The 24,646-nt window shown below is 61.1% G+C and carries 22 protein-coding genes and 1 pseudogene; 6 read left to right on the forward strand and 17 right to left on the reverse strand.

Features of this window, described 5'->3' with window-relative positions:
* Positions 1 to 57 precede the first annotated feature (57 nt).
* Positions 58 to 807, forward strand: coding sequence for an NUDIX hydrolase (locus ACYVNQ_RS01650; RefSeq protein ID WP_460900394.1), 750 nt, complete (start codon positions 58 to 60; stop codon positions 805 to 807).
* Between the two features lie 33 nt (positions 808 to 840).
* Here ACYVNQ_RS01650 and ACYVNQ_RS01655 read toward each other — a convergent pair whose 3' ends face one another.
* From ACYVNQ_RS01655 to ACYVNQ_RS01665, 3 genes and pseudogenes are all read right to left on the reverse strand, one after another.
* Entirely contained in the window at positions 841 to 1,866 is a 1,026-nt protein-coding gene (locus ACYVNQ_RS01655; RefSeq protein WP_460900395.1) for a MerR family transcriptional regulator, read from the reverse strand.
* Positions 1,867 to 1,957: 91 nt separating this feature from the next.
* Positions 1,958 to 2,587: pseudogene (locus tag ACYVNQ_RS01660) on the reverse strand (methyl-accepting chemotaxis protein); the annotation flags it as partial.
* An 8-nt stretch (positions 2,588 to 2,595) separates the two neighbouring features.
* Complete coding sequence (locus ACYVNQ_RS01665; RefSeq protein ID WP_460900396.1) at positions 2,596 to 2,892, reverse strand: prevent-host-death protein; 297 nt, start codon at positions 2,890 to 2,892, stop codon at positions 2,596 to 2,598.
* Positions 2,893 to 3,049: 157 nt separating this feature from the next.
* Between ACYVNQ_RS01665 and ACYVNQ_RS01670 the strand changes: the two genes are divergently transcribed.
* Positions 3,050 to 4,405: a Fic family protein gene (locus ACYVNQ_RS01670; RefSeq protein ID WP_460900397.1), complete on the forward strand. Its 1,356-nt coding sequence runs from the start codon at positions 3,050 to 3,052 to the stop codon at positions 4,403 to 4,405.
* Between the two features lie 149 nt (positions 4,406 to 4,554).
* Entirely contained in the window at positions 4,555 to 4,998 is a 444-nt protein-coding gene (locus tag ACYVNQ_RS01675; protein WP_460900494.1) for an RDD family protein, read from the forward strand.
* Between the two features lie 27 nt (positions 4,999 to 5,025).
* Here the strand turns inward: ACYVNQ_RS01675 and ACYVNQ_RS01680 are convergent, their stop codons facing one another.
* From ACYVNQ_RS01680 to ACYVNQ_RS01715, 8 genes are all read right to left on the reverse strand, one after another.
* On the reverse strand, positions 5,026 to 5,436 hold the full coding sequence (locus ACYVNQ_RS01680; RefSeq protein ID WP_460900398.1) for a PIN-like domain-containing protein: 411 nt from the start codon (positions 5,434 to 5,436) through the stop codon (positions 5,026 to 5,028).
* Entirely contained in the window at positions 5,433 to 6,095 is a 663-nt protein-coding gene (locus ACYVNQ_RS01685; RefSeq protein WP_460900399.1) for a DUF433 domain-containing protein, read from the reverse strand. Before ACYVNQ_RS01685 ends, ACYVNQ_RS01680 begins: the two co-directional genes overlap by 4 nt.
* A 106-nt stretch (positions 6,096 to 6,201) precedes the next feature.
* On the reverse strand, positions 6,202 to 7,563 hold the full coding sequence (locus ACYVNQ_RS01690; RefSeq protein WP_460900401.1) for an MFS transporter: 1,362 nt from the start codon (positions 7,561 to 7,563) through the stop codon (positions 6,202 to 6,204).
* A 186-nt stretch (positions 7,564 to 7,749) separates the two neighbouring features.
* Positions 7,750 to 9,087, reverse strand: coding sequence for an MmgE/PrpD family protein (locus ACYVNQ_RS01695; RefSeq protein ID WP_460900402.1), 1,338 nt, complete (start codon positions 9,085 to 9,087; stop codon positions 7,750 to 7,752).
* Positions 9,084 to 10,184: an aminopeptidase P family N-terminal domain-containing protein gene (locus ACYVNQ_RS01700; protein ID WP_460900403.1), complete on the reverse strand. Its 1,101-nt coding sequence runs from the start codon at positions 10,182 to 10,184 to the stop codon at positions 9,084 to 9,086. The genes ACYVNQ_RS01695 and ACYVNQ_RS01700 overlap by 4 nt, the downstream gene beginning before the upstream one ends.
* Positions 10,185 to 10,212: 28 nt before the next feature.
* Positions 10,213 to 11,319: a M24 family metallopeptidase gene (locus ACYVNQ_RS01705; protein ID WP_460900404.1), complete on the reverse strand. Its 1,107-nt coding sequence runs from the start codon at positions 11,317 to 11,319 to the stop codon at positions 10,213 to 10,215.
* On the reverse strand, positions 11,316 to 13,061 hold the full coding sequence (locus ACYVNQ_RS01710) for a hydantoinase B/oxoprolinase family protein (protein ID WP_460900405.1): 1,746 nt from the start codon (positions 13,059 to 13,061) through the stop codon (positions 11,316 to 11,318). The genes ACYVNQ_RS01705 and ACYVNQ_RS01710 overlap by 4 nt, the downstream gene beginning before the upstream one ends.
* Positions 13,058 to 15,124, reverse strand: coding sequence for a hydantoinase/oxoprolinase family protein (locus tag ACYVNQ_RS01715; RefSeq protein ID WP_460900407.1), 2,067 nt, complete (start codon positions 15,122 to 15,124; stop codon positions 13,058 to 13,060). Before ACYVNQ_RS01715 ends, ACYVNQ_RS01710 begins: the two co-directional genes overlap by 4 nt.
* Positions 15,125 to 15,328: 204 nt before the next feature.
* Here ACYVNQ_RS01715 and ACYVNQ_RS01720 point away from each other — a divergent pair, with 204 nt between their 5' ends.
* On the forward strand, positions 15,329 to 16,222 hold the full coding sequence (locus tag ACYVNQ_RS01720) for a LysR family transcriptional regulator (protein ID WP_460900408.1): 894 nt from the start codon (positions 15,329 to 15,331) through the stop codon (positions 16,220 to 16,222).
* 20 nt (positions 16,223 to 16,242) lie between these two features.
* Here the strand turns inward: ACYVNQ_RS01720 and ACYVNQ_RS01725 are convergent, their stop codons facing one another.
* The 4 genes from ACYVNQ_RS01725 to pobA all read right to left on the reverse strand — a co-directional run bounded on the left by ACYVNQ_RS01725 (position 16,243) and on the right by pobA (position 21,239).
* Positions 16,243 to 17,595, reverse strand: coding sequence for an MFS transporter (locus ACYVNQ_RS01725; RefSeq protein WP_460900409.1), 1,353 nt, complete (start codon positions 17,593 to 17,595; stop codon positions 16,243 to 16,245).
* Positions 17,596 to 17,700: 105 nt separating this feature from the next.
* Positions 17,701 to 18,714, reverse strand: a complete 1,014-nt coding sequence (locus ACYVNQ_RS01730; protein ID WP_460900410.1) for an amidohydrolase family protein — start codon at positions 18,712 to 18,714, stop codon at positions 17,701 to 17,703.
* 71 nt (positions 18,715 to 18,785) lie between these two features.
* A complete protein-coding gene (locus tag ACYVNQ_RS01735; RefSeq protein ID WP_460900411.1) occupies positions 18,786 to 19,787 on the reverse strand; it encodes a porin in 1,002 nt (333 codons plus the stop codon).
* Positions 19,788 to 20,054: 267 nt separating this feature from the next.
* Positions 20,055 to 21,239 carry a 4-hydroxybenzoate 3-monooxygenase gene (pobA, locus tag ACYVNQ_RS01740; protein WP_460900412.1) on the reverse strand — a complete coding sequence of 395 codons (1,185 nt, stop codon included), beginning with the start codon at positions 21,237 to 21,239 and terminating at the stop codon, positions 20,055 to 20,057.
* Positions 21,240 to 21,383: 144 nt separating this feature from the next.
* On the opposite strand from pobA, the gene ACYVNQ_RS01745 reads away from it, so the two are divergent.
* Both ACYVNQ_RS01745 and ACYVNQ_RS01750 read left to right on the forward strand, forming a co-directional pair.
* The gene (locus tag ACYVNQ_RS01745; protein ID WP_460900413.1) at positions 21,384 to 22,268 is read left to right on the forward strand and encodes a helix-turn-helix domain-containing protein; all 885 of its coding nucleotides are present in this window, start codon (positions 21,384 to 21,386) and stop codon (positions 22,266 to 22,268) included.
* A gap of 215 nt (positions 22,269 to 22,483) precedes the next feature.
* A complete protein-coding gene (locus ACYVNQ_RS01750) occupies positions 22,484 to 23,563 on the forward strand; it encodes a purine-nucleoside phosphorylase (protein WP_460900414.1) in 1,080 nt (359 codons plus the stop codon).
* Between the two features lie 107 nt (positions 23,564 to 23,670).
* Here the strand turns inward: ACYVNQ_RS01750 and ACYVNQ_RS01755 are convergent, their stop codons facing one another.
* Both ACYVNQ_RS01755 and ACYVNQ_RS01760 read right to left on the reverse strand, forming a co-directional pair.
* Positions 23,671 to 24,015, reverse strand: a complete 345-nt coding sequence (locus tag ACYVNQ_RS01755; protein WP_460900415.1) for a hypothetical protein — start codon at positions 24,013 to 24,015, stop codon at positions 23,671 to 23,673.
* A 263-nt stretch (positions 24,016 to 24,278) separates the two neighbouring features.
* Positions 24,279 to 24,605: a hypothetical protein gene (locus ACYVNQ_RS01760; RefSeq protein ID WP_460900416.1), complete on the reverse strand. Its 327-nt coding sequence runs from the start codon at positions 24,603 to 24,605 to the stop codon at positions 24,279 to 24,281.
* Positions 24,606 to 24,646 lie beyond the last annotated feature (41 nt).

Here is a 24,646-nt window from a genome sequence, read left to right on the forward strand (position 1 = left end):
TGTGTGAGTTGTACAATACAACCTAGAATTGAGGTCGTCAAGTTTGGATGAGCTGTCATGACAAGCAAAGCACCTGTTACCGCGCGGCGTAAATCCAGTGGGGTTGCGTTTCAGCAGCCGTATACCACTGTCGATGTCGTGATTTTTACCGTGCTCGAGAACGCATTGAAGGTGCTGCTCGTGCAGCGTCCGTCGGACGCGGATGAGCCGTTTCCTGCGGGGTGGGCGTTGCCGGGTGGGTTCGTCGACGTAATCGCTGATGCGACGCTCGAGGACTGTGCGCGACGCAAGCTGCTTGAAAAGACGGGTGTGGAAAGTCCGTATCTGGAGCAACTTGGTAGTTGGGGCAGTGCGACACGAGACCCGCGGGGCTGGTCTGCGACGCATGTGTGGTTCGCGCTTATTGCTGCGCAGGATGTGGAACTGGCAAGAGGGGCGAATGCTGCGGAGGTGGCATGGTTCGATGTAGACGCGGTCGTTCGGAAAATGCGGCTCGCGTTTGATCACAACGAGATTCTTCAGGCCGCCGTTGAACGGCTACGTAGTAAGGTCGAATACACGTCTTTGCCCGCGTTTCTGTTGCCGGAGCCATTCACATTGCCGCAACTACAGCGGGTGTATGAAGTTGTTCTCGATCGGCCTGTCGACAAAAGTGGCTTTCGTACCCGGATGCTCGCTGCGGGTTTCCTGAAAGAGGTTGGCTACGTAGCAGGAGACTCGAATCGACCGGCGTTGGGATACTGCCTGATAGATCGTGAGACGCCAGTTGTATTCCCGCGGACCTTCAGTCCGCGTGGGAGCGACTAGCGTCGAAGCAGCGTGTGTAGGTGCTGAGCGCGGTCAGGCCATCTCAGGGCGCCGAGCGATTCGCGCTCGCACGTCCGGTGAAGCGAGGCATGTCGCGACAGCCTCATAGCCTGGCGCGCCAGCGTAAGGCGCGACGCGCATCGGTGGACTGTGATTGGCCGGGCAAAGAAGGATGGCTTCATCTGGTCCAACCGCAGTGAGGTCCAGGATGGCTGAAGAGCGCGTCATCAAGAAGAGTGGGCGTCCTCCGGTTTTCGCGCGTTGGCGAAGGTGCGCGATCAACGCTTCCTGAGTGGGCTGTTCGAGTTCCTGTTCCACCATATCGACAACCAGGATTGCGGGCCCTTCAGTTTCCAGTGCGACGAGCAAAGCGATCAGAGCATCGGATTCTGTCGCACCCTCGTCAACGAGCCACTCCAGGACCTGACCGACGCGCGACTTCAAAGGCGGATCGTTTTTCAATAGGGCCCGCGCTGTGGCGCATTCGTTGTCCAATCTGTCAAGGCCTACGAAGGTCGCATCAGGCAGGGCCTGCGCGAGACAATGTGCCAGCCTGGTCTTTCCGCTGCCAAGCGAACCGATGATGTAGTTCAACGGGCGAACATCGCGAACTTCAAACCATTCGCCACCCCAAGGCCACGGAAGCTCAAACGATGCTCTGAGATCTGTCGATCGATTGAGCAGCCCAGTCAATTCGCCGTCTGAGGGCATTTGGCCTTGAGCAAGATCGGCCTGCATGCTCCGAACTTTATCCAATCGACGAATGAGCTCACGAATTTCATTGTCGAGCGCCGTTTCGTGAGCAGCCAACGCCGCTTTTAGACTCTGGGGATTGCCGTCCAATACGCGTGCAACCTGAGCGAGGCTGAGCCCGAGATTCCGCAGAGCGACAACCTCGGCGGCGCGGACCATATCGTCTGGTCCATACACCCGGTATCCGGCAGCTGTGCGGCCTGGGCTTACCAAGCCTTGTTGCTCGTACAGCCGCAGAGCCTTGATCGTTACACCGAGCCGTCTGGCTGCTTCGGAAGCGTTCAGGCACGAATGAGAAGAACACATGAGCCACCCTCTGCGATGTTGACCAAGTGTAGCCAACATAAGGGCGGCCCCAAGGGGCAGGTCAACAGGGCATTTGCACTAGCGCGCACTTTCAAGCCGCCACCCGAAACACCGCCACCGATTCCCTGAGCCGCACCGCCTGCTCTTCCAGCGCATGCGCCGCGGCCGTAGCCTCTTCCACCAACGCCGCGTTCTGCTGCGTGACGCTATCCATCTGCGTCACCGCGATATTGACCTGATCGATCCCCGAGCTCTGCTCGAGCGCAGCCGCCGCGATTTCATGCACGAGACTCACGACGCGCGCGATCGCATCACGCGTCTGTTCGAGCGTGACGCCTGTGCGCTCCACCAGTGCCGAACCGGTGCCGACCTTGGTGGCCGAGTTCTGGATCAGTTCGCGAATCTCCTTCGCCGCATTCGCACTGCGCTGCGCCAGCGTACGCACCTCACCCGCGACGACCGCGAAGCCGCGTCCTTCCTCGCCGGCACGTGCCGCTTCCACCGCGGCATTGAGCGCGAGAATGTTGGTCTGAAACGCGATCCCCTCGATCACCGAGATAATGTCGACCATCCGGTTCGAGCCGTCGGCAATTTCGCGCATCGATGCGACCACCTCGGTCATCATTTCGTTGCTGCGCTCGGTGACGCTTGCTGCCGATCCCGCCACGCTGCTGGCTTCTTTCGCGTTATGTGCGGTGCGCCTCACCATCGACGTGATCTCGAAGAACATCAGAAACGATGACGAGTTCGGGATAGGTCATCCAGATCGACGATCACAGTCTCTTCGCCGGCGCGTTCCTCTACGATCTTTGCGAGTTCGCAGTCTTCAAGCGCGTTGCAAATCGCCTCCCATTCGGTAGCAGGCACCAGATAAGCAATCGGCTTACCGCCGTTCAACACCGCGACAGGACCATCGGCTGCTTCGATGACAGAGGTCGAATTGATTGAGTTCGCTGATGTCGATCGACGCGTTTGCGAGAATGTTTGCCACGGATATCTCCTTAGTTGCGATTGAAGCGGTGGCAAGTCTCCGCCGGTCGTTGGATGCCGCCAGAGCGTGGACTAGCCTAGGCGACAATCTGCTCAGTATCTGCTCAAAATTTGCCGTATCTGCTCAAAAAGCCTAGTATCTGCTCAATCGGACATGAATCTGCTCAACATTGAGCAGATACTGAGCAGATAAATGAGCAAATTGACCCGTACCACCGTCCTCGACGCCATCCAGCGCTTAGCGCAAGCGGGCCAATCAGAGGTTTCCTCCTCGGACGTCATCAATGCCACTTACGGCAGTTCGGCGACGGTCCGCCGCCACCTGGACGCGCTGCTCGCCGATGGGCAGCTCACACGCAGTGGCAACGCGCGAGCGTCGCGCTACCGGCTGACCGAAGTGGCGGCCGTGCCGAACGCTGCCCCCACACAGGATCGCTCCGTTGACCTGCATCCAGTGTGGTCACCGGCCGCCATCGAACTCGGTCGCAAGCTCGACGTGGCTCTAGCTGCGCGCGACCCAGTTACCTACCGGCGCACATTCGTCGAAGGCTACGTTCCCAACGAGACGTGGTTGATGCCGCGCAGCCTGGCCGAAGAGCTCCATCGCGATGCCAGCCTGCGCGAGCGACTACCGGCTGGGACCTACGCGCGCAAGGTGCTGGAGCAGTTACTCATCGACCTGTCCTGGTCGTCTTCTCGTTTGGAGGGAAACCGCTACACCTTGCTGGCGACAGAGGAATTGTTCAATCGCGGAGTCGCCGGCAGTGACACTGACGCCGTGATGCTGCTCAATCACAAAGCAGCCATTGAGTTTCTGGTTGGCGCTGTGCCGTTGCAGGGGCTTTCAACTGCGTTGGTTCAAAATCTGCATGCCGTCCTCATGCGGGACCTGTCGGTTGATACCGATGTACTGGGCGCGATTCGCAAGAAGGTGGTCAACATTAGCGGCACGGCCTACGTACCGACTCAGGTGCCAGCGTTGCTGACAGAGATGCTCGAGACCATTCTGGCCAAGGGCAAACTCATCAAGAATCCGATCGAGGCCGCCTTTTTCCTATGGGTGAATCTTGCCTACCTGCAGCCATTCGAGGATGGCAACAAGCGCACCAGTCGCCTCGCAGCAAACATTCCGCTGATGCTGTACAACTGTTCGCCGTTGTCCTTCCTTGACGTCAACCCTTACGACTACGCTCAGGCAATGTTGGGCGTGTACGAATTCCTGGACGTTTCGTGTGCGGTGGACCTGTTCGCGTGGACCTATCGTCGGTCGATGAAGAAATACGCTGTCGTAATGGAATCGATGGGTGCACCGGATCCTCTGAGACTGCGTTATAGGGAGCATTTGACCGAGGCTGTTGGCCTGGTGGTTCGCGACAGAAAATTGGCGCAAGTCGTGGTGGAGGAACTCGGACTCACCGAAGACCAGGCCCCAGGTTTCCAGGCAATGTTGCTCGACGAGTTGACGAAGCTGGAGGTATTCAACTGCGCGCGCTACCGGCTGACAATGCCCGCGACGCAAGCCTGGATTGACGCCAACCGGCCGCACTGAGCGAAAGTGGGTTTAGGTGGCGCAACTTGATCAGCTCATGCAATCTACGCTTCACAAAGTGTGGTTAATCTCGTTATTTGAACTGGAGCGGGCCAAGCGTGGGTAATGCAGCGCGAACTGAGGCAGCACAAACCGAGCTTCACCCCGTGATGCGCTACGCGACGTTCTCGCAGCGCGGCCGTGCGCTTTTCATCGATTCGATCTGGTGGACGGTCGTTGTGCTGTTCATCCCGCTCGGTCCTTCGACCGACGACATGCTGGCCAACCCGGACAGCCTGATTTTGACCGTCGTGTTCTGGTTGTTCATAGGCCAGTGCATTCCGATCGTCATCACTGGCGTAATGTGGGCGTTCTGGGGCACTACGCCGGGTAAGCGCGTGGTACGGATAAAAATCGTAGACGCCGATACCGGCGAGCCGATGAGCCGAAAGCAGGTTCTGCTGCGCACGCTTGGCTATGTGCTCACGTTTGCGATGTGCGGCGCGGGGTTCCTTTGGGTCTGGTTTAACCCGCGCGCTCAGGCTTTGCATGACCGCATCGCCAATACTGTGGTGGTGGATGCCACTGTCGTTAACAGCCATGCTCGGGCATGAAAACACGCCTGGCAAAACGGCCTGCGCTTACAGTTTGATTTGCTCGAATTGCCCCGCGCCGAATCTCCACGGGATTCGAAAAGCTGCGCCTGCTCTGATACGTCGGCTTTGCTCCAGAATCGCAGGCCACCACTTGACCAGATTCTGGGCCTTGTCCCAATGTCGCCGCTGTGCCCACTGACGGTGCAATACAAACACGTTGAGTCCAGACTCGCGAAGTGCCGTCCGCTCCAGATCGTTCTTACGCAGGCTGTCTTGCGACAGCACAATCCAGTGACCCTCGTCGGCCAGCGAAGCTATCCAGTCGTGATCTCTGGCATTGGCCGCAAACTTGTCGCGCAGGTGAACGACCGTGTCGACAGAATCCTCCACCTTGCACAATTCGCCGATCGCTTGAGCAAGATGGTTTGACAGGTTGTTATCGAAGAAATACTTCATGCAACCAACCGCTCGTAGCGGATGGCTGCGTCGACTGCGGAAACAGGAACGCCATACAACGAGGCGGCCATCTTCTTGCTCTGTTCTGCCTTGTACGTCTGCGCTACCAGTTCCGTTCTCACACCGTATTCGGTGAGCACGGGTTTCCCGAAAGAAATCTCCGGATCAAGAACAATCTCTTCGCTATCTTTCACCGGGAACCAGCGCTTGGCTTGCCCGTCAGCATCGAACTCAATGCCGGCATACAGTTCCGGTCGAACGATATGTTCAAATACCAGCTGTCGGCGAACGAGGTCGGTCAGTTCGACGCCGCCTTCCTTCAGCGCTTCACAGAAGATAGTCTTACCGTCGGTAAGAAAGCGATTCGCTGTGAACGGATAGTCGGCCCCAAACATCGCCTTGGCATTATCGATCGCCGCACGGATTACCTGCAGCGGAACATCGTGATTCCGAAATGCCTTTACGATTCTCAGCTCCAGTAAATCCTTGAAGCCGATAACCTTCTGGTCAAGCCCAGCCAGCTGTGTGGTCCACAGCGGCGGGTTGGTGCCATCCTTGGATTTATAGCCGAACAGCCACCGACTCACTTCTCGCGCTTTAGCGCTAGTGAGTCGCTCCGCTTCCTGCAGCGTATAGAGGCCAATTCCGGTCAGTTCCATCCGCGTATTTTACCGCCACGTCTGTCTTAATCGCTAGACCTCGTAACTAAGACATGATAGGCGTCGCATGAGACAACTTCGCTAGACGCGCCGAAATACCGTACACCTAAACCTGAACCGGCACCAACGCCACCTTACGCCGCGTCAACAACAGCAGCACCGCCGTCGCCGCAACGAGTTCAAACGCTCCGGCAACCAGCAAGATCGGCGTAAAGTCCCATTGCGCCCTAACCAGCGCGCCGCCGATAGCCGGCCCGATCATCCCGGCGACTTTCGAAGCCCCATGTGCCCAGGCCACACTCGTCGCGCGCATTTCCGCCGGCGAAATCGCCGCAGCGAGTGCATTCAGCCCACCCCAACCGCCGTTATACAGAAACCCCAGCGCCGCAAAAGCCAACGGCGTCCATTGCGAATACACATCCATCGTCGCAATGATCCAGATGGTGAGCGCTGCCGCCGCCAGATAAGCGGGCAACGCTCGCGCAGCGCCGAAGCGGTCCATCACAAACCCGCTGCTCGCGGTGCCGAGTACACCTGCAATCGCGCTCGCCGCCATCAGCCCCGCGATATGCACCATCGGCATGCTGCGCGTCGTATGCAGCAGCGTCGTGGTCCACGAATTGTTGATGTAGCTGAAGATGCCGGTCGCAAGATACGCGAGCCACAGCAGCAACGTAATCACTGCGCGTCCGTTCATGAACAGCACCAGCGGCGATAGCCGACGTTGCCGTTGTTGCTTGCTCTGCACGACATAGCGCCGCCCGGCGTCAATCACAAACGACGGATCGAAGCGCCGCAGCGTCGCCCCGATCGACGCATCGGCAGGATTGCGCATCGCACGGAATTGCACCGATTCCGGCAGCCAGCGCCACAGAAAGCCCAGCATCAGCAACGGCAGCAATCCGCCGACCCAGAACGCCGCCTGCCACCCGAACGGCAGGATCCACGCCTGCACGCTCGCACCGATCAGGTTTCCGCCTGCATACCCGCAAAACACCACCGAAACCGCCGCAGCCCGATGTTTTCCCGGCGCGAACTCGTTGGCCAGCGTGATTGCTGCGGGAATCACCGCGCTAAAAAACAATGCCGCCGCAAAGCGCATCAGATCGAGTTCCAGCACGGTGTTCACTTGCGATGTCGCGATCGTCAGCAACGCGAATATGGGCATCGCGACCAGCAGCACGCGTCGCCGCCCGAAGCGGTCGAGCATAGGGCCCGACACCAGCGTCCCGATCAGCAACGCGAACTGCTGGATCACGAATACCTGGGTCAACTCGGCGGGATGAACATTGAGCCCTTTCGACAGCGCCGGAAGAATCAGCCCGACCATGAAGATGTCGTAACCGTCGATCACCATCGTCGCCCCCAGCAGCACGACGATCAGGACATGCAGCCACCGTAGCGGCTGATTGCTCATAAACGTTGCGACGTTCAGTTCCGTCGTCGTGCCCGTCGGGGTGCTGCTCATATCGTCTGTCTCCATTGTTCTCTTCTTTGCGCGGGATGCGGCTGCCTGCGCGCCTGCACCTGACCCATCCAGGTGCGTCGGCACAAGGCAACCTGATCGCCCGCGCGCGAGGCTGCGCGGACACGTTAGCGGATCGAACCAGACCACCACAATTGTTCATTGGGCTATGGCTGCATAGCCCGGACGCTATGACCCGACATGCCGATCGGTGAAATGGACGCATAGGGCATCCAGTTGCGTGCCGTCCGTTACAGCGTGCCGGGCGGTTTCGAGCAAGCGGCGCGCGGGATGTTCGCCGAGTATCCGCGATGCCTTGTCGGCGATGTCGTCAAAGGTGAAACGCTGCGATGGATCGCCGGCGCTGTCTTCCACGGTGACTTCGTACGTCCCGCCCGCAGCACGCACATGTACGCGTATTCGCGCTGGCCACTTCTCGGGATAAAGACCGTCGAGGGCTGCGTCAGCACTCACCCGCACGCGCGCAGCGAAAACGATAAGCTCGGGCGTCCAGCGCAAGCCATCGCGCGCAACATCGTCGAGCGAGGCAGGCTGCAACGCCGCGAGGGCAAGTTGCCCGCGCGCACTGACCAGGCTTGCCAGCCGTCCAGTCTCAGGCGGCTCGCGATCGAGCATCGCGGCATAGGCGGTCGGCACCGCAACCTCGATGGCATCGATATCGCCAACACGGACGCCGCCCGCAAGCAGCGCCCGCAATCCGTCGACTGCCGCCAGCACCTGCTTTGCAGCGGCGTGAGGCTTGACGCTGATCTGCAGGCGCGCGGGGGAATCGCCTTCGTGCGGAGCAAGCCAGCCAACATCGACATAATCACCGCCGATACGGCGCAGCCACGCATCGCTCAGCAGCATGGGATCGCCATCGATGCCATCCGCCGCCGCAAGCGCCGCGACGCAACCGGCACGCACCGCTTCCCCAAACAGCAGCCAGCGGCCTGGGCGCTGCCCCACCGTGCGGCCGATCGGCGGCGGCGTTTGCGCCGCGGCCAGCGCGAGCGCATGTTGCATCCGTTCCGGCGACAAGCCAAGTAGCCGTCCCGCGGTGGCCGCCGCGCCAATCGGAGCCGCCAGATAGCTGGGCCACCAACCCCGCGCGAGTAGCGACACACCGCCCAACGCGCGTGCAAAACGGATCGACAGTTCCTCGCCGACGAACATCGCATCGGCAAAACAGGCCGGCGACGCTTGCCGCGCGTACGACGAACGCATCACCAGTGCTGCCGGCAATACGATCGCGCTCGGCGTGACCGCACTGGCCCGATGGATATCGTCGATTTCAGTCAGCCGCATCGTTGCTGCGAGGCTCGCACACATAGCGAGCGGACCGCCGTCGGCGCAAGCGGTAAAGCGTTGCAAGGCCCGACCTTCTGCGCTTGCCGCGCCTGCCAGCAAAGCGATCACCGAATCGGCGAGCTGCAGGCCGATCGCATCACGATGCCGCTCGCTTGACGCGGACGCTGCGAAACGCGCGAGCTCTTCGATCACAGTCGACACGGCCGGCCCGCTCACGAAACCAGCATCGTGCTATGACTTCCCGCCGCGCCGACTGCTAACGGCACGCTGCCGCGCCACGGCCCATCCGGTAACTCGAGCTCCGCCGACAACACCGCGAGGCTACCCGCGCGCAGCGCCAACACAGGAGGCCGATCATGCGCGGCCACTACCGAAAGCGGATACATGCCCACGCAAGCTTCGAGTGTCCAGGCGTTGACCTTGCCGCTCGCGGGAGCGTCTGCCAAGGAAGGCGACGTTTGACCAGCGTTGATCGACGACGCAGTCTGCGCAAGCCACTCCGCCGCCGACTTCCATGAGGAGGGCGTGTCATTCGCCGCGACACAGCGGTTCAAACGCACCCAGCTTCCTTTGTACGCAACCGAAAGCTCCACCGCGTAACGCTCGCCCAACGGCATATCGCGCTCCATGCGCCGCAGCGTCGGGATCTGTGCAAAATCCGGCGCGATACGCAGCAACACTTCTTCAGCGCCCAACCTGCGTGCTGCACCCTCGACGGCCGCCAGCACCTCCGATGCACGCACCGCCTTGGCCGGAATCGCGCGTAGAGCAACTTCGCCGATTGCCGTTGCTCGTCTGGCGAGATCGAGTTCAGCCTGATCCGGCGTAAGTCGCAGCGCAGCATAGATGTCGCTGACTTCGACCAGCACGTCCGCACCCAATGTATTCACAAGCGGCTCGCCCACGGACCACGGCAACGCATCCAGACCAATCACGCCGATGCGCAATTCCGCTGTGTCTTTTCCTGTGGCAACCAACCGTTCACGCAAAAAAGCACCCGCATTGTCCCCAAGCCGCGGCGCCGCGACGACTTCGGCGAGATGCGCCACTTCACGAATCCACGGATGCACCCGCGCCGTCAGCGCGGCGAGCAGCGTCGGCGCGCCGTGCGGAAGCACGACTGCCAGCGCTTCGCTCCAATACGGCACAAAGTGTGTAAGCCACTGCACCGGCGCGGGCTGCGCGAACGACGTATAAGCCAGCACCGCATCCAGCCGGGCCGTCTGCATCGCCTGCTGCAACCGCGCTACGCGCGCGTCCAAAGTCGCTTGCGGAACCTCTTCCCGTGACCAACTAACCAGTCCTCGACGCATAGTTGTCTCCTCCTGCAAGTGCCGGCGTTTACGCCGGCACAGTGAACAGATCGCGCGGCGTCCTCGTGAGGACCTCGCATCCGGTGGCCGTGACGCGCACCATATCGCCCAGCACCATGTACCCGACCTCCGGGTGATACGTGTTCGGATGCACGATCAGCGTCATATCGGGTTCAAGCACGAGGTCGACGTTTTCGAGCACATGCACGCCGTCGACAAACAAACCGACACCGTGGCCGCGAACCCGTGTATAGGCCGACGTTACATAGTCGCCAAGGCCGTGGCGGCGGAACACATCGTTCTGCGCACGCGCGACGTCGCCGTGCGTCGCGCCCGGCCGCACCGCGGCGATCCCCGCTGCAAGCGCTTCCTGATAGACCGCAAATGCACGTAGCTGCGCATCAGTCGGTTCGCCGACCACCAGCGTGCGGCAGATCTGCGCGTAGTAGCCGTCGACGCACGGCGTCAATTCGGTCGTCACCAGATCGCCGGCTGCGATGCGCCGTTCGCCCGGCGGATGCATGCCACGCACTTCGCGGCCGCCCGTGCCGAGAATGACGAAGTTTTCGGGGCATCCTTGCGCGCGAAACCACGCTTCGACTTCGGCGATCAGTTCGTATTCGCTGGTGCCGACGCGCGCGGCGTTCCTGAACACTTCGTAGCCCGCATCGGCGAGTGCGGTGGTGCGCGCTACCGCGTCCGCCTCAGCCGCGCTCTTGTCGACCATCAGCCGGTCGAACCATGCGGTCGTCGCGGCTATGTCTGCCCCGAGCGGGCCACGGGCAAGACGCGATGGCGCGACCGTCGGCGCCGCCATCGCCGCCTTCGAGGTGCCGCGCGCCGCAAGCCACGTCTCTGTTTCCGCCAGCGGCTGCGGCGACCACGACACCTGTACTGAAGAAGACAGCTCGGCGGCGAATCTCGCCGCTTCGGCGGGACTATCCACAAACAGGCGGAACGTGCCGTCGCGCCCGATGCAGGCGACTGCCTGTCCTTCCATCGGCGTCACGTCGAGCGCATAGCGCAGATACTCGCTGTGCCATGCGTCGCCCGGCACCACCAGCAGATCGACGCCCGCATCGGCCATCGCATTACGCAGCCGTTCCGAGCGCTCCTGACTAAGTTGCGCACTCATTGCGTCAACTCCTCTTGCCCAAGCGCGACGCCGTAGTCGCGCAACGCGCCGGCCGCGGTCACGTAGCCCTGTTGCAGGTCGTCTTCGATCCGTTCGCGCGCACGCTCCCGTGCCTCGCCGTAACCGCCGCCGCCCGCAGTCCAGAACGTGATGGTGTCGTTCGCGGCCAGCGCGATATTGCTTTCCTTCGTCACCGAACGCTCGGTGCCATCGTTGCGCCGGATCATTGCCGCGTTGCTCGCGCCCGGATTGCCGCCTTCAGCGCCCCACGGCGGTTCGATAATGCGTTCGAGATTGACGTTGACGGTGCTCTTCTGCAGCGCGCGATAGCGCAGCACGACGCCAAGCCCGCCGCGTTGGCGGCCAGCGCCACCGCTGTCTTCGCGCAGCTGATGACATTCGACGAGAAACGGATAGCGGATTTCCTGCAGCTCCACCGGCGTGTTGCGCACGTCGCCCTGGCAGATCGACACCGATGCCGATGCGCCGTCTTCTTTCGCGCGGCCACCCCAGCCGCCGCCGAAAATATTCATCAACACATAGCGCTCGTTGTTTTCTTCGCGCTGCCCGTAGAACGAGCAACCGCCCATATCGCCCTTGTGCGCGGCGGGCACGAAGTCGGGCAGCGCGAGCGACAGCGCGCGCAACAGCGTGTCGATCACGGTCGGCAATGCAATGCTCCATAGGCCGAGTGCTGCGGGCGGTCGCGCATTGAGCATGGTGCCTTCCGGCGAAATCAGCGTAAGCGCGCGGAAGCAGCCTTCGTTGACCGGTGCATGCGGCATCGTGATGCACTTGAACGCGACGCGCGCGGCAGACAGACCGCCCGAGTATCCCGAGTTCAGCGGACCCGGCACCTGCTCGTTCATGTCGGAGTAATCGATCGTCAGGTTCGAGCCTTCCACGACCACGGTCACCTTCACGCGCAACGGCACGTCGAGTCGACGACCATCGCTGTCGAGCCGCGATTCGGCGGTATAGACGCCATCGGGAATGCTTTGCACGACGGCGCGCGCTTCGGCTTCAGCCTGATCCCACGAAGCTGAGATGCAATCGCTCACGGTCTGCACCGTATAACGGCCATACAGTTCGGCAAGGCGGCGTCCGCCGAGTTGGCACGCGGCGATCTGCGCTCGGAGATCGCCCAGCGACGCTTCCGGAAAGCGGATGTTGTCCGAGATCATCTGCCACACGCCGTCATTGCGGCGGCCGGCGTCGTAGATCTTGATCGAGCGCATCTGGATGCCCTCGTGGAAGATCTCGTAGGTCTGCACGTTGCCGAAGCCGGTGCGCAAACCGCCGACGTCGGCCCAGTGCGCGCGGTTGGCCGCAAACGCCACTACCTTGCCTTCAAAGAAGCACGGCGTGTAGACGACGACATTGTTCAAATGCTGCCCGCACACGCCGGCGTGATTCATGATCACCACGTCGCCGGGCGCGAAGCCGTCCAGACCATAACGATCGATACCATCCTTGACAGCAATGCCAAGGTCCGCGAGAAAAATCGGTAGACCGCCTTCGTTCTGGCAGATCATCCGTCCTTCAGTGTCGATCAGGCCGCAGCAGAAGTCGCGTACTTCATAAATCATCATGTTGTACGCGGACTTGCACAGCGCGAGCGCCATCTCTTCCGCGTAGGCAATCAGCGAATTGCTGACCACTTCCAGCGTGATCGGATCCACCGCGGCGCGGCGCGGCGTCGGCATCGCGGCTTGCGCTTGAGAGGTTTGCGTGGTCTTCATTGCAGATTTCCTTCGGGCAGTTTGATGGACACCACCATGTGTCCGTGTTCGGTGATGCGGGCGACGTCGCCGGGGAAAATGACCGTGGTCGAATGCGGCTCCTCGATCACGGCCGGCCCTTCCACTTCGAAGCCCGGGGCCAGCGACGGTCGCCACAGGATGCGTGCCTGCAGCGGGCACTCGGGATCGTCGAAGATCACATCGCGCAGTTGCTCAGGCGGTGCTTGCTCGGCTTCGAATTTCGCGCCGATGAAACTGTCGATCGCGTCGCCGCGCGCGACCGTCGTGGTGAGTCGCAGGTTGACCACCTCGATGATTTCGCCGGAAGCCGAGTGCCCGTAGCGCTGGTCATGCAGTTCGTCGAAGCGCTCGCGCATCGCCGTGTTCGTGGGCGACAGCGCATCCGGTCCGGCGAGCGGCACCGTGATGCTGTGTTCCTGGCCGCGATAGCGCAGGTCCACCGCAAAGTCGAACTGCGCGGCGTGATCTTCGAGTTCGTCTTCGCTTAGCTGGCGTTTGGCCGCTGCGGTGAGTTCGTCGAATGCCGCAAGCACGGTCTGCTGATCGAGCTTGCCCAGCACGCCCACCAGCGTGCGCACCAGGTCCTGGCGCCACGGCGCGAGCAGCATGCCCATCGCGGAGAAGTTGCCCGGCAGCTTTGGAATCACCAGCGTCGGGATGTAGATTTCCTTGCACAGCGCAACTGCGTGCACCGGCCCCGCTCCACCGAAGGCGATCATCGCCGTATCGCGCGGGTCGACGCCTTTACGCACCGATACAGCACGCACCGCAAGCGCCATCGCCGAGTCGGCAATACGCACCACGCCCATCGCTGCTTCGTTCGCGGACAGGTTGAGCCCTTCACCAACGTTTTTCACCAGTGCCCGTTTCGCGCCATCGATATCGAGCGCCATGCCGCCGCCCAGAAAGCGATCCGGGTTCAGGCGCCCAAGCACGACGTTGGCGTCAGTGATGGTCGGCTCCGTGCCGCCGCGGTTGTAGCACACGGGGCCAGGCGCGGCGCCCGCGCTTTGCGGGCCGACATGCAGGCCGCCCGACTTGTCGCGCCACGCGATGCTGCCGCCGCCCGTGCCGACTTCGACGATCGATACGACCGGCAACTGCATCGGCTGACCCGTCGCATAGCCGCCGATGTAATAGCCGTCTTCGATCGCGGGAATGCCGTCGGTGATCAGCGTCGCTTTCGCGGTCGTGCCGCCCATATCGAAGCCGATCGCCTGACGGATGCCCAGCAGTTTCGCGACGTGACCTGCACCGATCATGCCGGCCACCGGACCAGACTCCATCATCGACACCGGTTCTACTGCAGCATGCGCGAGCGACATGCTGCCGCCGTTGGAGCGCATGATCTGGATCGCGCCGCTAAAGCCGCGTTCGTCCAGATGCGACTTCAGCGTATGCAGATAGCGCCGCACGCGCGGGCCGACATAGGCATTGAGCGCGGTGGTCGACGTGCGTTCGTATTCGCGAAATTCGCGCAGGATTTCATGCGACAGCGTGACGAACAGATCCGGATACGCATCGCGCAGAATGCGGCCCGCCGCGAGTTCATGCTGCGGATTCGCGTAAGAGTGCAGAAAGCAAACCGCTACCGATTCGATACCTTGCGCAACCAGTTCCGCGCCCAGCGTTCGCACAGCCTGCTCATCGAGCGGCATCAGCACTTCGCCTTTGGCGTTCAGCCGTTCGCTCACTTCAAAACGCAGATTGCGCGGAATCAGCGGCTGCGGGCGTTGAAAATGGATGTCGAACGCATCGGGCCGATTGCCGCGGCCGATCTCGTAGACATCGCGAAAGCCTGCGGTAGTGATCAACGCGGTGGCGGAGCCCTTGCGTTCGAGCACCGTGTTGATCGCCATCGTCGAGCCGTGCAGGAACTCGTCGAGTTCGCCCAGTTCGGTGCCCGCGAGCTCGAGCGCCGTTGCTACACCTAGCGTGGGATTGGCCGGGGTGGTCAAGGTCTTCGCGAGCAACAGCTCGCCGCCCCGATAGCCCACCAGGTCCGTGAATGTCCCGCCTATGTCCACACCTACTTGATTCATCGCATATCCCAGGTAGTCAAAATTTTGTGTTCCGGCATAGCTAAGTGCCGCAGAACAAGGAATGACCAACGGTGTGTGTCTCCTTCGTCTTTTCTTGTCCTGTGGGCAGACATTAAGGGACCGCGACGCAGCCAGGCAATCCGCCATAGGCCTATGGATTCATAGTAAGATCGCTATGACTTATCGCAGATGGAGGGCGGACAGATGTTGCCGGTAACCTTGCGCGGGCTGCAGGTATTCGTAGCCGTAGTGGATTCAGGCGGCTTCGGCGCAGCAGCGTTGGCGCTCAACATCACGCAGCCTTCCGTCAGCGTTCATATACGTGAGCTGGAATCCAAACTAGGCGGCGCGCTGTTCGAACGTCGTCCGGGTGTCAGCCCGCAACTCACGGCCGCAGGTCAAGCGTTCTATGCTTACGCACTTGAAACGCTTGAACGCACCTCGGCAATTTCCGCCGATCTCAAGAAAAGTAAACGTAAGCTGCGCTTTGCAGCTCAGCGTTTTGTCGCCGATTCGCTGTTGTTTAAGGCCTTGGGCGAGTTTTCCGCCGAGTTTCCGCAAATCGAATTGATTGCCCTTGCCGGCACGTTCGAGGAAGTACATACGCTTTGTTCGCGCGGGCAGGTCGATGTCGGGTTTATGCTTAGTCGCGGCGACGTACCGGGTTTGTCCAGCGAATCGTTGGGGCGTTACCGGTTGGCGTTCATCGCTTCGCCGAATCATCCGTTAGCGAATAAAAGCAATATCAGCATTCGCACGCTGGCCCAACATCCGTTCGTGGTGGCCTACGATACTTCTTACTTCGGCCGTACGATCGCCAGCATGCTGCGCGCGGCCGGCATGCCCGAGCCGAATGTCGCATCGCAGGCGCAGGAAATGAGCATGGTGCGCAATATGGTGATCGCGGGAATCGGCATCTCGTGCTCGTTGCGGCGTGCGGTGCAGAAAGATATCGCGGCGGGCACGATCGTCGAACTCGATGTGGATGTCGAACCGATGCACCTGATGCTGCACTACGTGCGCAACCCGAAATCGGACATGCCGGAAATCGATCGGCTTGTAGCGATGGTGCGGCAGGCGGAGACTGTGCACGCGTAGCGTGTGCTGCAACATTCGGTTCACGAGCCGTGCATGGATGGCACGATGCGCTGCGTGTTGCGCGAGCTCATGTGAACGGCCCACGCGGCAGCAGCTGAACCGAGCATCGGCAGCGCGCCGATCGCAAAGAAACTTGCTGTGCTTGAACCCATCGTCAGTGCCAGGCCGCCGATGGTCGGACCGACCACCGCGCCGATGCGGCCCACGCCGATGGCCCAGCCTAAACCCGTAACCCGCACACTCGTTGGATAGCAGGTCGCTACCAGCGCATCCGACGCGCCGACGCCACCGATCACGCAAAATCCGACCACGAAGATCAGCACGGCAAGCAGCGGAACATTCGTTCCCACCAGCCCGATGCCCACGATACCGACGAACGCGACGACGAACGTGATCACCAGCACAAGGAACGGCGCATAACGATCGACGAAGCGCCCCAGCAACACGTTGCCGACCGTGCCGCCGAGCTGATAGCCGATCGTGACGGTTGCCGCGATTTCCAGCGGCAGGCCGGAATCGCGCAGCATCGTCGGCAGCCAGCTCGACAATAGATTGAGATCGAGCAATACCATGAAGGTAATGGCCCACAGCAGCAGCGTCATGCGCGTGCGGCCATCGTTGAACAGTTCGCGAACCACGAAGCCAGTGGTCTTTCTTTCAGTCATCACGTACGTCGCGCGGCCATCGGGATCCGTGCCGGGTGCGATGCGGCGCACGTAGGCAGCGAGACGCTTGCGATGCTTTCCCGTCGACGCGAGATAGCGCAGCGATTCGGGCAACAGCAGTGCAAGCACCACTGCAAGCACCAGCGGAATCACACCACCGATCAGGAACACGACCTGCCAGCCGTGTTGCGCAATCAGCCGCGCGACGACCCAACCGCCTAGCGCCGCACCGATCGAAAAGCCGCAGAACATCACCATGGTTGCCGTCACGCGAACGCGCGACGGCATGTATTCGCTGGTCAGGGCCAGCGCATTGGGCATCGCACCGCCGAGCCCGAAACCAGTAACGAAGCGCAACACGATCAACCAGCCGATGGACGACACCGACATCGTCGCCAGCGATAGCAGGCCGAAAGCGACGCAACTGTAGATCATCACCGGGCGTCGTCCGAACCTGTCCGCAAGCGGACCGACCACCATCGAACCGAGCATCAGGCCGATCTGGCCGGCGGCGAACGCCGGCGTCATCGCCGAGCGGTCGATGCCCCACGCCTTGATCAGCGCGGGGGCGACATAGCCGATCGCCATCGTGTCGAAGCCGTCTACCAGCAATGCAGCGGCGCATAAGGCGGCAACGAAAATCTGGAAGCGGCCCAGCTTGCGCTCATCGATCAGCGCTTCGATATCGATCGGGTGCTCGTGTGTCATGGGGGGGCGTGCTCGAGTGAAGACGTCGGAGCTGGAGAAAAAACGCTCGCGCAGCACGGATGTCGTGCTGCGCACCTGAACTCTGCTGCGCTGATTCAGATCGGTTCAGGCAGCGTTCGACATACTCGTCTCCGGCAAGCCGAACAAACGCCGCGCGTTACCGTAAAAGATCTTCTGCTGATCTTCTTTCGAAACGCCGACTTCTTCGAACAATTGCAATGCCGTAGCCGGATCCCAGCACGGATAGTCGCTGCCGTACATCACGTGATCCGCGCCGTAAAACTCGATCGCATAGCGGATGCCCATTTCGTGCGGCGACACGGTATCGGTGTACATCCGCTTGATGTACGTGCTGGGCGGTTTCGGCAGCCTGGCAGCCTTGGCGTTCTTGTCCATGCGGCCTGCCTGGTAGGGCAGTGCACCGCCGGTGTGCGAGATGATCACCTTCAGTTCCGGATACCGCTCCATGATTCCCGACAGCACGAGCCGGCACGCCGACACACTGATATCGACGACGCGCCCAAGGCTCAAATACAGTGCGCCGTCATAGCCATCGAGAATATCCGGGAAAATCGAATCGGTCGGATGCAGGAACAACGGCACGCCGAGCTTCTCGATGTGCGCATAGAAAGGCTCGAGGCGCGCTGCGTCGATCCGGTCGAGCGAGCCGACGCTGCCGGGCAGATTGACACCGATCAGGCCGAGCTTGCCGATCGCATGGTCCACCACTTCGATCGCGACCGCGGTGTCGCGCAGCGGCACCGCAGCGCTCGCCCACAAGCGGCCCGGATAGCGACGCTGCGCGCCAGCCATTTCCTCGTTCCACAGCATCGCGGCCGCGCGTCCTTCTTCCACCGGCAAATCGGAGAAATGCAGCGAGAAAGGTCCAGTCGAGCAGATCACGTCGACTTCATAGCCGAGCCCGTCCATATGCGCCATCTGCCGATCGAGATCGAACCACTCTTGCCCCAGATTGAAACGCGCCGTGCCGCCTTCCTGCCGCCAATACGTATAGCCGCCCTTGCCGTTGGACTGCGCGCGCGGATAGCCTTCGCGCGTGCACAGTGCTTCGAAGACCGAGCGCGGCCACCAGTGAAAATGAGAGTCGAGAATGCGCATGATTCATCTCCGTTAAGCCACGTCCGCGAGGAGCGTGACGTTGAATGAAATGCCGGTGTGGTGTTCCGCGGTCAGAACCGCTCGTTGATGCCGATTGCGACACCGGTCTGATTGGTTTGTCCGCTTGTGATTGCGTTGCCCTTAAAGCGGGTGTTGTCGACCTCCGCATACAAGGTCGTCCGTTTCGAAAGCTGGTAAGTGATGCCTGCCATCAGCAGGGTTTTCGAACCTGTCTTGCCTGCGGTGTCATAGTCGGTGCGATAAAGCGCATCCGTCAACGCGAATGCCGCGTTGAACGAATAGACCGTGCCGATCCACAAGTCGCGCGTGGAGTGATCGCCACCGTGAGCGTCCTGCCAATCGCCGATATAACCAGCGGCCACGCGCAAGTCGCCGACCCGATAGTCGCCGCCCGCCGTCAACTGGTTGCGGTTCAACCCCGGGCCGCCGAAATCGTCCCATTGCGTGTAAGCCATGCCGATGCGCGCGCCGCCGATCCTGTAACTGGCGCCGCCCGCCAGCGCGGTGTTGGTCTTGATGCTGCCCGCCGTGCCGCCTGGCATGTATTCCGCGCGTGCCGTCAGATTGCCGAAATTGCCGATGTACTGAATATCGTTGTCGAAGCGGTCCGACGACGTGCCGACGATATCTTTTGAAATCGGCGTGATGGGGAGATAGCGAAAGCTGAACGGGTCATAGCTCGACACGGTGCGCGCGCTGACCGAGAACTGCCGGCCGACGTTCACGCCGCCCCAGGGGCCGCTCAAACCGACCGTCGCTTCGCGTGTGAATAGTGCGCCTGGCGTGCCTAACGCACCTGTGCCGCCATCGAACGCGGACTCCAGCCGGAAGTGCGCCTGAAGCCCATCGCCGAGATCTTCCGTGCCGATCACGCCAAAGCGATTCGATTCGAGCAAGCCCTTTCCTCCTGTGCTCAGTAGCCCGTCGCCGGCACTATCCGCGTGCGTCAGATAGCGAAGATTGCCATCAAGAGAACCGTAAAGCGAGACGGACGTCTGCGCGCAGGCGATGCCCGGCGCAGCCGCCAACACTATGAGTGTTGCGGTATTCATCGAGAAGCGCACTTCCTTGTCTCCAGTTTTTTTAGTCGGCTAGTCGCGTCGCGTGCATGCGCAAAACCGTTGGGCTGATGACGCAATGTAACCATCAGCAGCCGTGCCAAACAATTGCCGAGGGAACTATGCGTTCATAGCGCCAAGGCTATGAGTTGAGCGACAAAGCGCAGCCGCGGTTGGCTGCGCTCTTTGAGCGAGACAGGAGTTTAGGCAGGAAGTGTTGCGTTCGACCGCCTTGCTTAAGCAAAGCGGGCAATCAAGTTATCAATTGATCGCTTCGTAGGGCAAGCCGACATAGTTTTCGGCAATCGTGCGCATCCCGGCATCGGACTCGGTGAAGTACAGCAGGTCGACGTGCTGCATTTGCGCACTGAACGCATCGGCGTCGGGAAAACGATGCAGCAGTGAGGTCATGAACCATGAGAAGCGCTCAGCGCGCCACACGCGCTTGAGGGTCAGCTCGGAATACTTCGTCAACAGGTCGATGCGTCCGTCTTCATAGACGCCGCGAAGAATGCCATATAAGGTCCGAACGTCGCTTGCGGCGAGGTTCAATCCTTTAGCGCCCGTTGGCGGGACGATGTGTGCAGCGTCGCCAAGCAAAAAGAGGCGGCCGTATTGCATCGGTTCCACCACGAAGCTGCGAAGCGGGGCAATGCTCTTCTCAAGCGAGGGACCGGTGGCGAGTTGCGCCGCGACATCGTGAGGCACGCGGGTTCTGAGTTCCTGCCAGAACCGCTCGTCTGACCAGTTTTCAACGGTCTCGGTCAAAGGCACCTGCAGATAGTATCGGCTGCGCGTGTTAGAGCGTTGACTGCATAGCGCAAACCCTCGCTCGTGGCTTGCGTAAATCAGTTCGTGGCTAACGGGAGGCGTGTCGGCAAGCAAGCCGAGCCAACCGAAAGGGTAGACGCGTTCATAAACCTTTAGTACGTCCGCGGGAATGGCCTTGCGCGACGCACCATGAAATCCGTCGCAGCCCGCGATGTAGTCGCAATCGAGCCGGTATGCTTCGCCATCTTTCTCGTAGGTGATATAAGGCTCTGCGGTCGCGACATCGTGCAACGCGACATTGGCCGCTTCGTAGACAGTGTGAGCGCCGGAGCTTGCCCGGGCTTCCATCAGATCTCGCGTCACCTCGGTCTGGCCGTAAACCATCACGGTCTTTCCACCGCTCAGCTTTTTCAGATCGACCCGTACGCGGCGGCCATCGAACGCGAGTTCGATCCCCTCGTGAACCAACCCCTCGCGGTCCATGCGGGCACCGACGCCAGCCTCGTGCAGCAAATCTACCGTGCCTTGCTCCAGTAGACCGGCCCGGATGCGTCCAAGCACATAGTCAGGCGACTGACGTTCGAGGATGACGTTGTCGATGCCGGCCTTGTCGAGCAATTGCCCCAGCAGCAACCCTGCAGGGCCGGCCCCTATGATGGCGATTCTTGTCTTCATTGTCTGCTCCTCACATGCCGGGATATCTTCTGACATCCTCGTTTTCCGAAGTTGTATTTTTAGTAATATGGAGCGCGACAACAAGGCAATATTCCAAACTAAACTTGCACTTTTCGAAACTCCCGAAAAGTCGGCGGGCTTGCGATGGCTTCGAACATACCGGTATTCAAGCTGTATGGAGAGGGTGTCGGATGGCCGACTCCCGACCTGCTGCATTGCGAATCCATTCCGGAACGCAGCGGTCCGGCAAACTGGGAGATTCGCCAGCACAGGCATGCCGATCTTGGACAATTGCTCTACGTGCAGCGCGGGCTCGTGATCCTCGACGTCGAAGGCAAGGTCACGCGTATCGACAAACCCGCTATCCAGATCGTGCCGCCGATGCACGTGCATGGTTTTCGCTTTAGCAAGAATGTGGAGGGCTATGTTCTGACGGTCGCGCTTCCTCTGATCCAATGGCTTAGAGAAAACTTGCGTGACCTGCAGACGCCATTCCAGCACCCCGGCTGCTACGCGGTCGCGTCGGACAAGGCGTATATCGATCTTCTCTACGAAAAAATCACGCAGGAATACGCGGCGCCCGCTCCCGGCCGGGACCTTCTGCTGAGATCCCTGCTCAGTGCGTTGCTGATATGGGTGGAGCGACAGCACAGGGAAATGTATCAAGCCGCCGGCAACCTGGACCGCGCGGAATTTCACCTGGCCGCCTTTTCAACGTTGATCGAGCGGCACTACGCCGATCATTGGCCCGTCAGCCGGTTTGCGGACAGGTTGGGCATTTCTGCGGTGCAGTTGAATAATGTCTGCCGGCGCCTCGTCGGGCAAAGCGCGCTGGAGATTCTGCACCAGCGGGTGCTGCTGGAGGCGCAGCGCAACCTCACCTACACGACGATGGGCGTCGCGCAGATTTCCGATCGGCTTGGCTTTGCCGAACCCGCCTATTTCTCGCGCTTTTTTCGGCGGCTCGCCGGAACCACACCCAGACAGTTTCGCGATCAGTCGCGCGGTAGTCATCTGCCTTCAGCTTGAGCAAAGGCGTCGGCAATCATCCTGCATCGCTCGCATCACAACCCCTCCCGCACTTTATGCCAGGCGAGCTACCGCCCGTTGCGCATCTCACCTACAACTATGAACTGAGCTTTCACAAGCATTGCATCGCTTCGTGATGCATTTCAGTTCACAGCTCAGTTTGCAGCGTCCCCCTCCCGATCAGCATAAGACACGAACGAATAAAAGGAGCTGTCATGGTAAATCGCATTCCGGGCAAGTCGACGGTACTGGCATTGGCGCTAGCCGCTAGCGCAGCGGCATGCTCCACCGCCGCCACCGCACAAGACGACGACAATCTTACCCGCGGCGACGGCGGATCGAAAGGTCAACCCGTCAAGGTGATGATCATCTCGATGTTCGGCCCGGAAGGCCAGGTGTGGCTGGACCACCTGGGCCCGTGGCGCAGCATCACGGTACCCGGTTTGTCGCCGGACTATCCGGCCGTGCAATGCAACCGCCAGGACGTATGCGTGATGACGACCGGCATGGGGCACACCAATGCGGCCGCTTCGATCATGGCGCTGACCTTTTCTTCGCGTTTCGATTTGCGGCACACGTACTTCATGGTGGCGGGCATAGCCGGGATCGATCCACAGCAGGGGACCGTGGGTTCGGCGGCGTGGGCCGACTATCTGGTCGACTTCGGCATTCAGTGGGAGATCGATGCGCGCGAGATTCCGTCGAGCTGGAACACCGGTTATCTCGGCATCAACACGAAAAGCCCCAGCGACAAGCCGCCGCTCGACTACCGCACCGAAGTGTTCCAGTTGAACCCGCGCCTGACCGACGCGGCGTTCGCGCTGTCGCGCAACGTGACGCTGTCCGATGGCGCAGAGGCGCAGGCAGCGCGCGCCAGATTCAACTACGCGCCGGCCAACCGTCCGCCGGCTGTGATCCGCTGCGATACGCTGGCGGGGGACACGTGGTGGTCCGGCACGGCGCTAGGCGAACGCGCGCGGCAGTGGACCAGGATCCTCACCGATGGCAAAGGCACCTATTGCACGACGCAGCAGGAGGACAACTCGACGTATGAGGCGCTTAAGCGTGCGGCTGCGGATCATCGCGTGGATCTGCAGCGCGTTGCGGTGCTGCGCGCCGGCTCGGATTTCGATCGCCCGTACGCCGGCCAGACCAGCGTGGACAACCTGCTCAACTATGCGGCGCAAGGCGGCTTTACGGTCGCGCTGAACAATCTGTTCCTGGCGGGCAATCCGCTGGTGCAGGACATTGTGTCGCACTGGAGCGAATGGAAGGGCGGTGTGCCGCACCGCTGATTGAGCCGTTGCGGCCCAGCTAGCGGGTGTATCGGGTGAAGGCGTGTAACTGCGTGCGGCAATCCTCGCTATGTCGGACAAGGTCGCAACGTCACAAGGTTACAACGTCAGTTGCACGCTTCCTGACACAACGTCTTCATCCGTTGCACCATCGTGCTCGCTTCGTTGAGTTCCATTTTGTCGGTAAACAGTGCCGAAACACTCGACAATCGCACCGCGATGCCGGCGTTTTCCAGATCGTGTTGCGCGATCTTCAGCGCAAGCTGGCCGATCCGTACGCGCTCGAGCCAGTGCATCGTCGTCGAATTCTTGTTCAGCCATTGACGGCAGCAGTCGACCACGTGGTCGACTCGCCACTGCTCGGTCAGCGCATATGATGCCGCGGCAATCGCCACCAGAAAGCACAGCAGGTCGGCACGCGCGTTCGCAGTTTCAGTGAGTTCACGTTTCATGATGCCCGTTGCTCTTCGTTTCCTGTTCGTCATCAGCCTCAGCACTTATGGGCGTCCGGGCGGGAATCAACCCGCATAAAGCCAGCGCCGTGTCGCACAAGTCTACACCGCTGTCCGGCTGGGCCGTCGGCAAGCTGGCCAACCGGCGGCGGCAAGCGGGTATGCGCGATGCACGATCGCGGCCAGGCGGCGCGCGAGCAGCTTGCGTGCGTTCCGATTACTCTAAGGAAATTGCGTGGCGGCGCCGTTAAACCTGCAGCGCGTCAGGGCTGCGCCGCAAGCGCGAAGTTTCGTCGCGTCGCGTGGGCGTGGGTGCCGACACAGGCGTGGCGCGCGATCGACACCGCATCGGTGTGCGACACCCTGCGCGCCGATGTCATTTTGATGAACCGCGTCGAATCACTCTTCAACTGTGAGGTCCCGCAATAATGCTGAAAACCGTCCTGGCAGCCGCGCTCGCTGCATCGGTGCTGCTGAGTCTGCCGACCACCGCCGAGGCCCACCAGCGCATGCAGTGCCGAAAGGTCTGGGTGCACGGCCATCTGGTGCGCCGCTGCCGTCCGTTGCCGCCGCGGCACCGTCATCCTCATCACCGGCCGCCGTCGCATCGTCCGCCGCCGCCGCACCGGCC

This window comes from Paraburkholderia jirisanensis (genome assembly GCF_054782355.1).

Bases quoted from the DNA above. Each gene is read 5' to 3' on its own strand.
- ACYVNQ_RS01710 (WP_460900405.1), bottom strand. From the start codon at position 13,061: ATGAAGACCACGCAAACCTCTCAAGCGCAAGCCGCGATGCCGACGCCG.
- ACYVNQ_RS01670 (WP_460900397.1), top strand. From the start codon at position 3,050: ATGAGCAAATTGACCCGTACCACCGTCCTCGACGCCATCCAGCGCTTA.
- ACYVNQ_RS01685 (WP_460900399.1), bottom strand. From the start codon at position 6,095: ATGGAACTGACCGGAATTGGCCTCTATACGCTGCAGGAAGCGGAGCGA.
- ACYVNQ_RS01650 (WP_460900394.1), top strand. From the start codon at position 58: ATGACAAGCAAAGCACCTGTTACCGCGCGGCGTAAATCCAGTGGGGTT.
- ACYVNQ_RS01720 (WP_460900408.1), top strand. From the start codon at position 15,329: ATGTTGCCGGTAACCTTGCGCGGGCTGCAGGTATTCGTAGCCGTAGTG.
- ACYVNQ_RS01700 (WP_460900403.1), bottom strand. From the start codon at position 10,184: ATGCGTCGAGGACTGGTTAGTTGGTCACGGGAAGAGGTTCCGCAAGCG.
- ACYVNQ_RS01705 (WP_460900404.1), bottom strand. From the start codon at position 11,319: ATGAGTGCGCAACTTAGTCAGGAGCGCTCGGAACGGCTGCGTAATGCG.
- ACYVNQ_RS01760 (WP_460900416.1), bottom strand. From the start codon at position 24,605: ATGAGGATGACGGTGCCGCGGCGGCAACGGACGGCAGCGGCGCACCAG.
- ACYVNQ_RS01725 (WP_460900409.1), bottom strand. From the start codon at position 17,595: ATGACACACGAGCACCCGATCGATATCGAAGCGCTGATCGATGAGCGC.
- ACYVNQ_RS01690 (WP_460900401.1), bottom strand. From the start codon at position 7,563: ATGAGCAGCACCCCGACGGGCACGACGACGGAACTGAACGTCGCAACG.
- ACYVNQ_RS01745 (WP_460900413.1), top strand. From the start codon at position 21,384: ATGGCTTCGAACATACCGGTATTCAAGCTGTATGGAGAGGGTGTCGGA.
- ACYVNQ_RS01715 (WP_460900407.1), bottom strand. From the start codon at position 15,124: ATGAATCAAGTAGGTGTGGACATAGGCGGGACATTCACGGACCTGGTG.
- ACYVNQ_RS01655 (WP_460900395.1), bottom strand. From the start codon at position 1,866: ATGTGTTCTTCTCATTCGTGCCTGAACGCTTCCGAAGCAGCCAGACGG.
- pobA (WP_460900412.1), bottom strand. From the start codon at position 21,239: ATGAAGACAAGAATCGCCATCATAGGGGCCGGCCCTGCAGGGTTGCTG.
- ACYVNQ_RS01750 (WP_460900414.1), top strand. From the start codon at position 22,484: ATGGTAAATCGCATTCCGGGCAAGTCGACGGTACTGGCATTGGCGCTA.
- ACYVNQ_RS01680 (WP_460900398.1), bottom strand. From the start codon at position 5,436: ATGAAGTATTTCTTCGATAACAACCTGTCAAACCATCTTGCTCAAGCG.
- ACYVNQ_RS01675 (WP_460900494.1), top strand. From the start codon at position 4,555: ATGCGCTACGCGACGTTCTCGCAGCGCGGCCGTGCGCTTTTCATCGAT.
- ACYVNQ_RS01755 (WP_460900415.1), bottom strand. From the start codon at position 24,015: ATGAAACGTGAACTCACTGAAACTGCGAACGCGCGTGCCGACCTGCTG.
- ACYVNQ_RS01730 (WP_460900410.1), bottom strand. From the start codon at position 18,714: ATGCGCATTCTCGACTCTCATTTTCACTGGTGGCCGCGCTCGGTCTTC.
- ACYVNQ_RS01735 (WP_460900411.1), bottom strand. From the start codon at position 19,787: ATGAATACCGCAACACTCATAGTGTTGGCGGCTGCGCCGGGCATCGCC.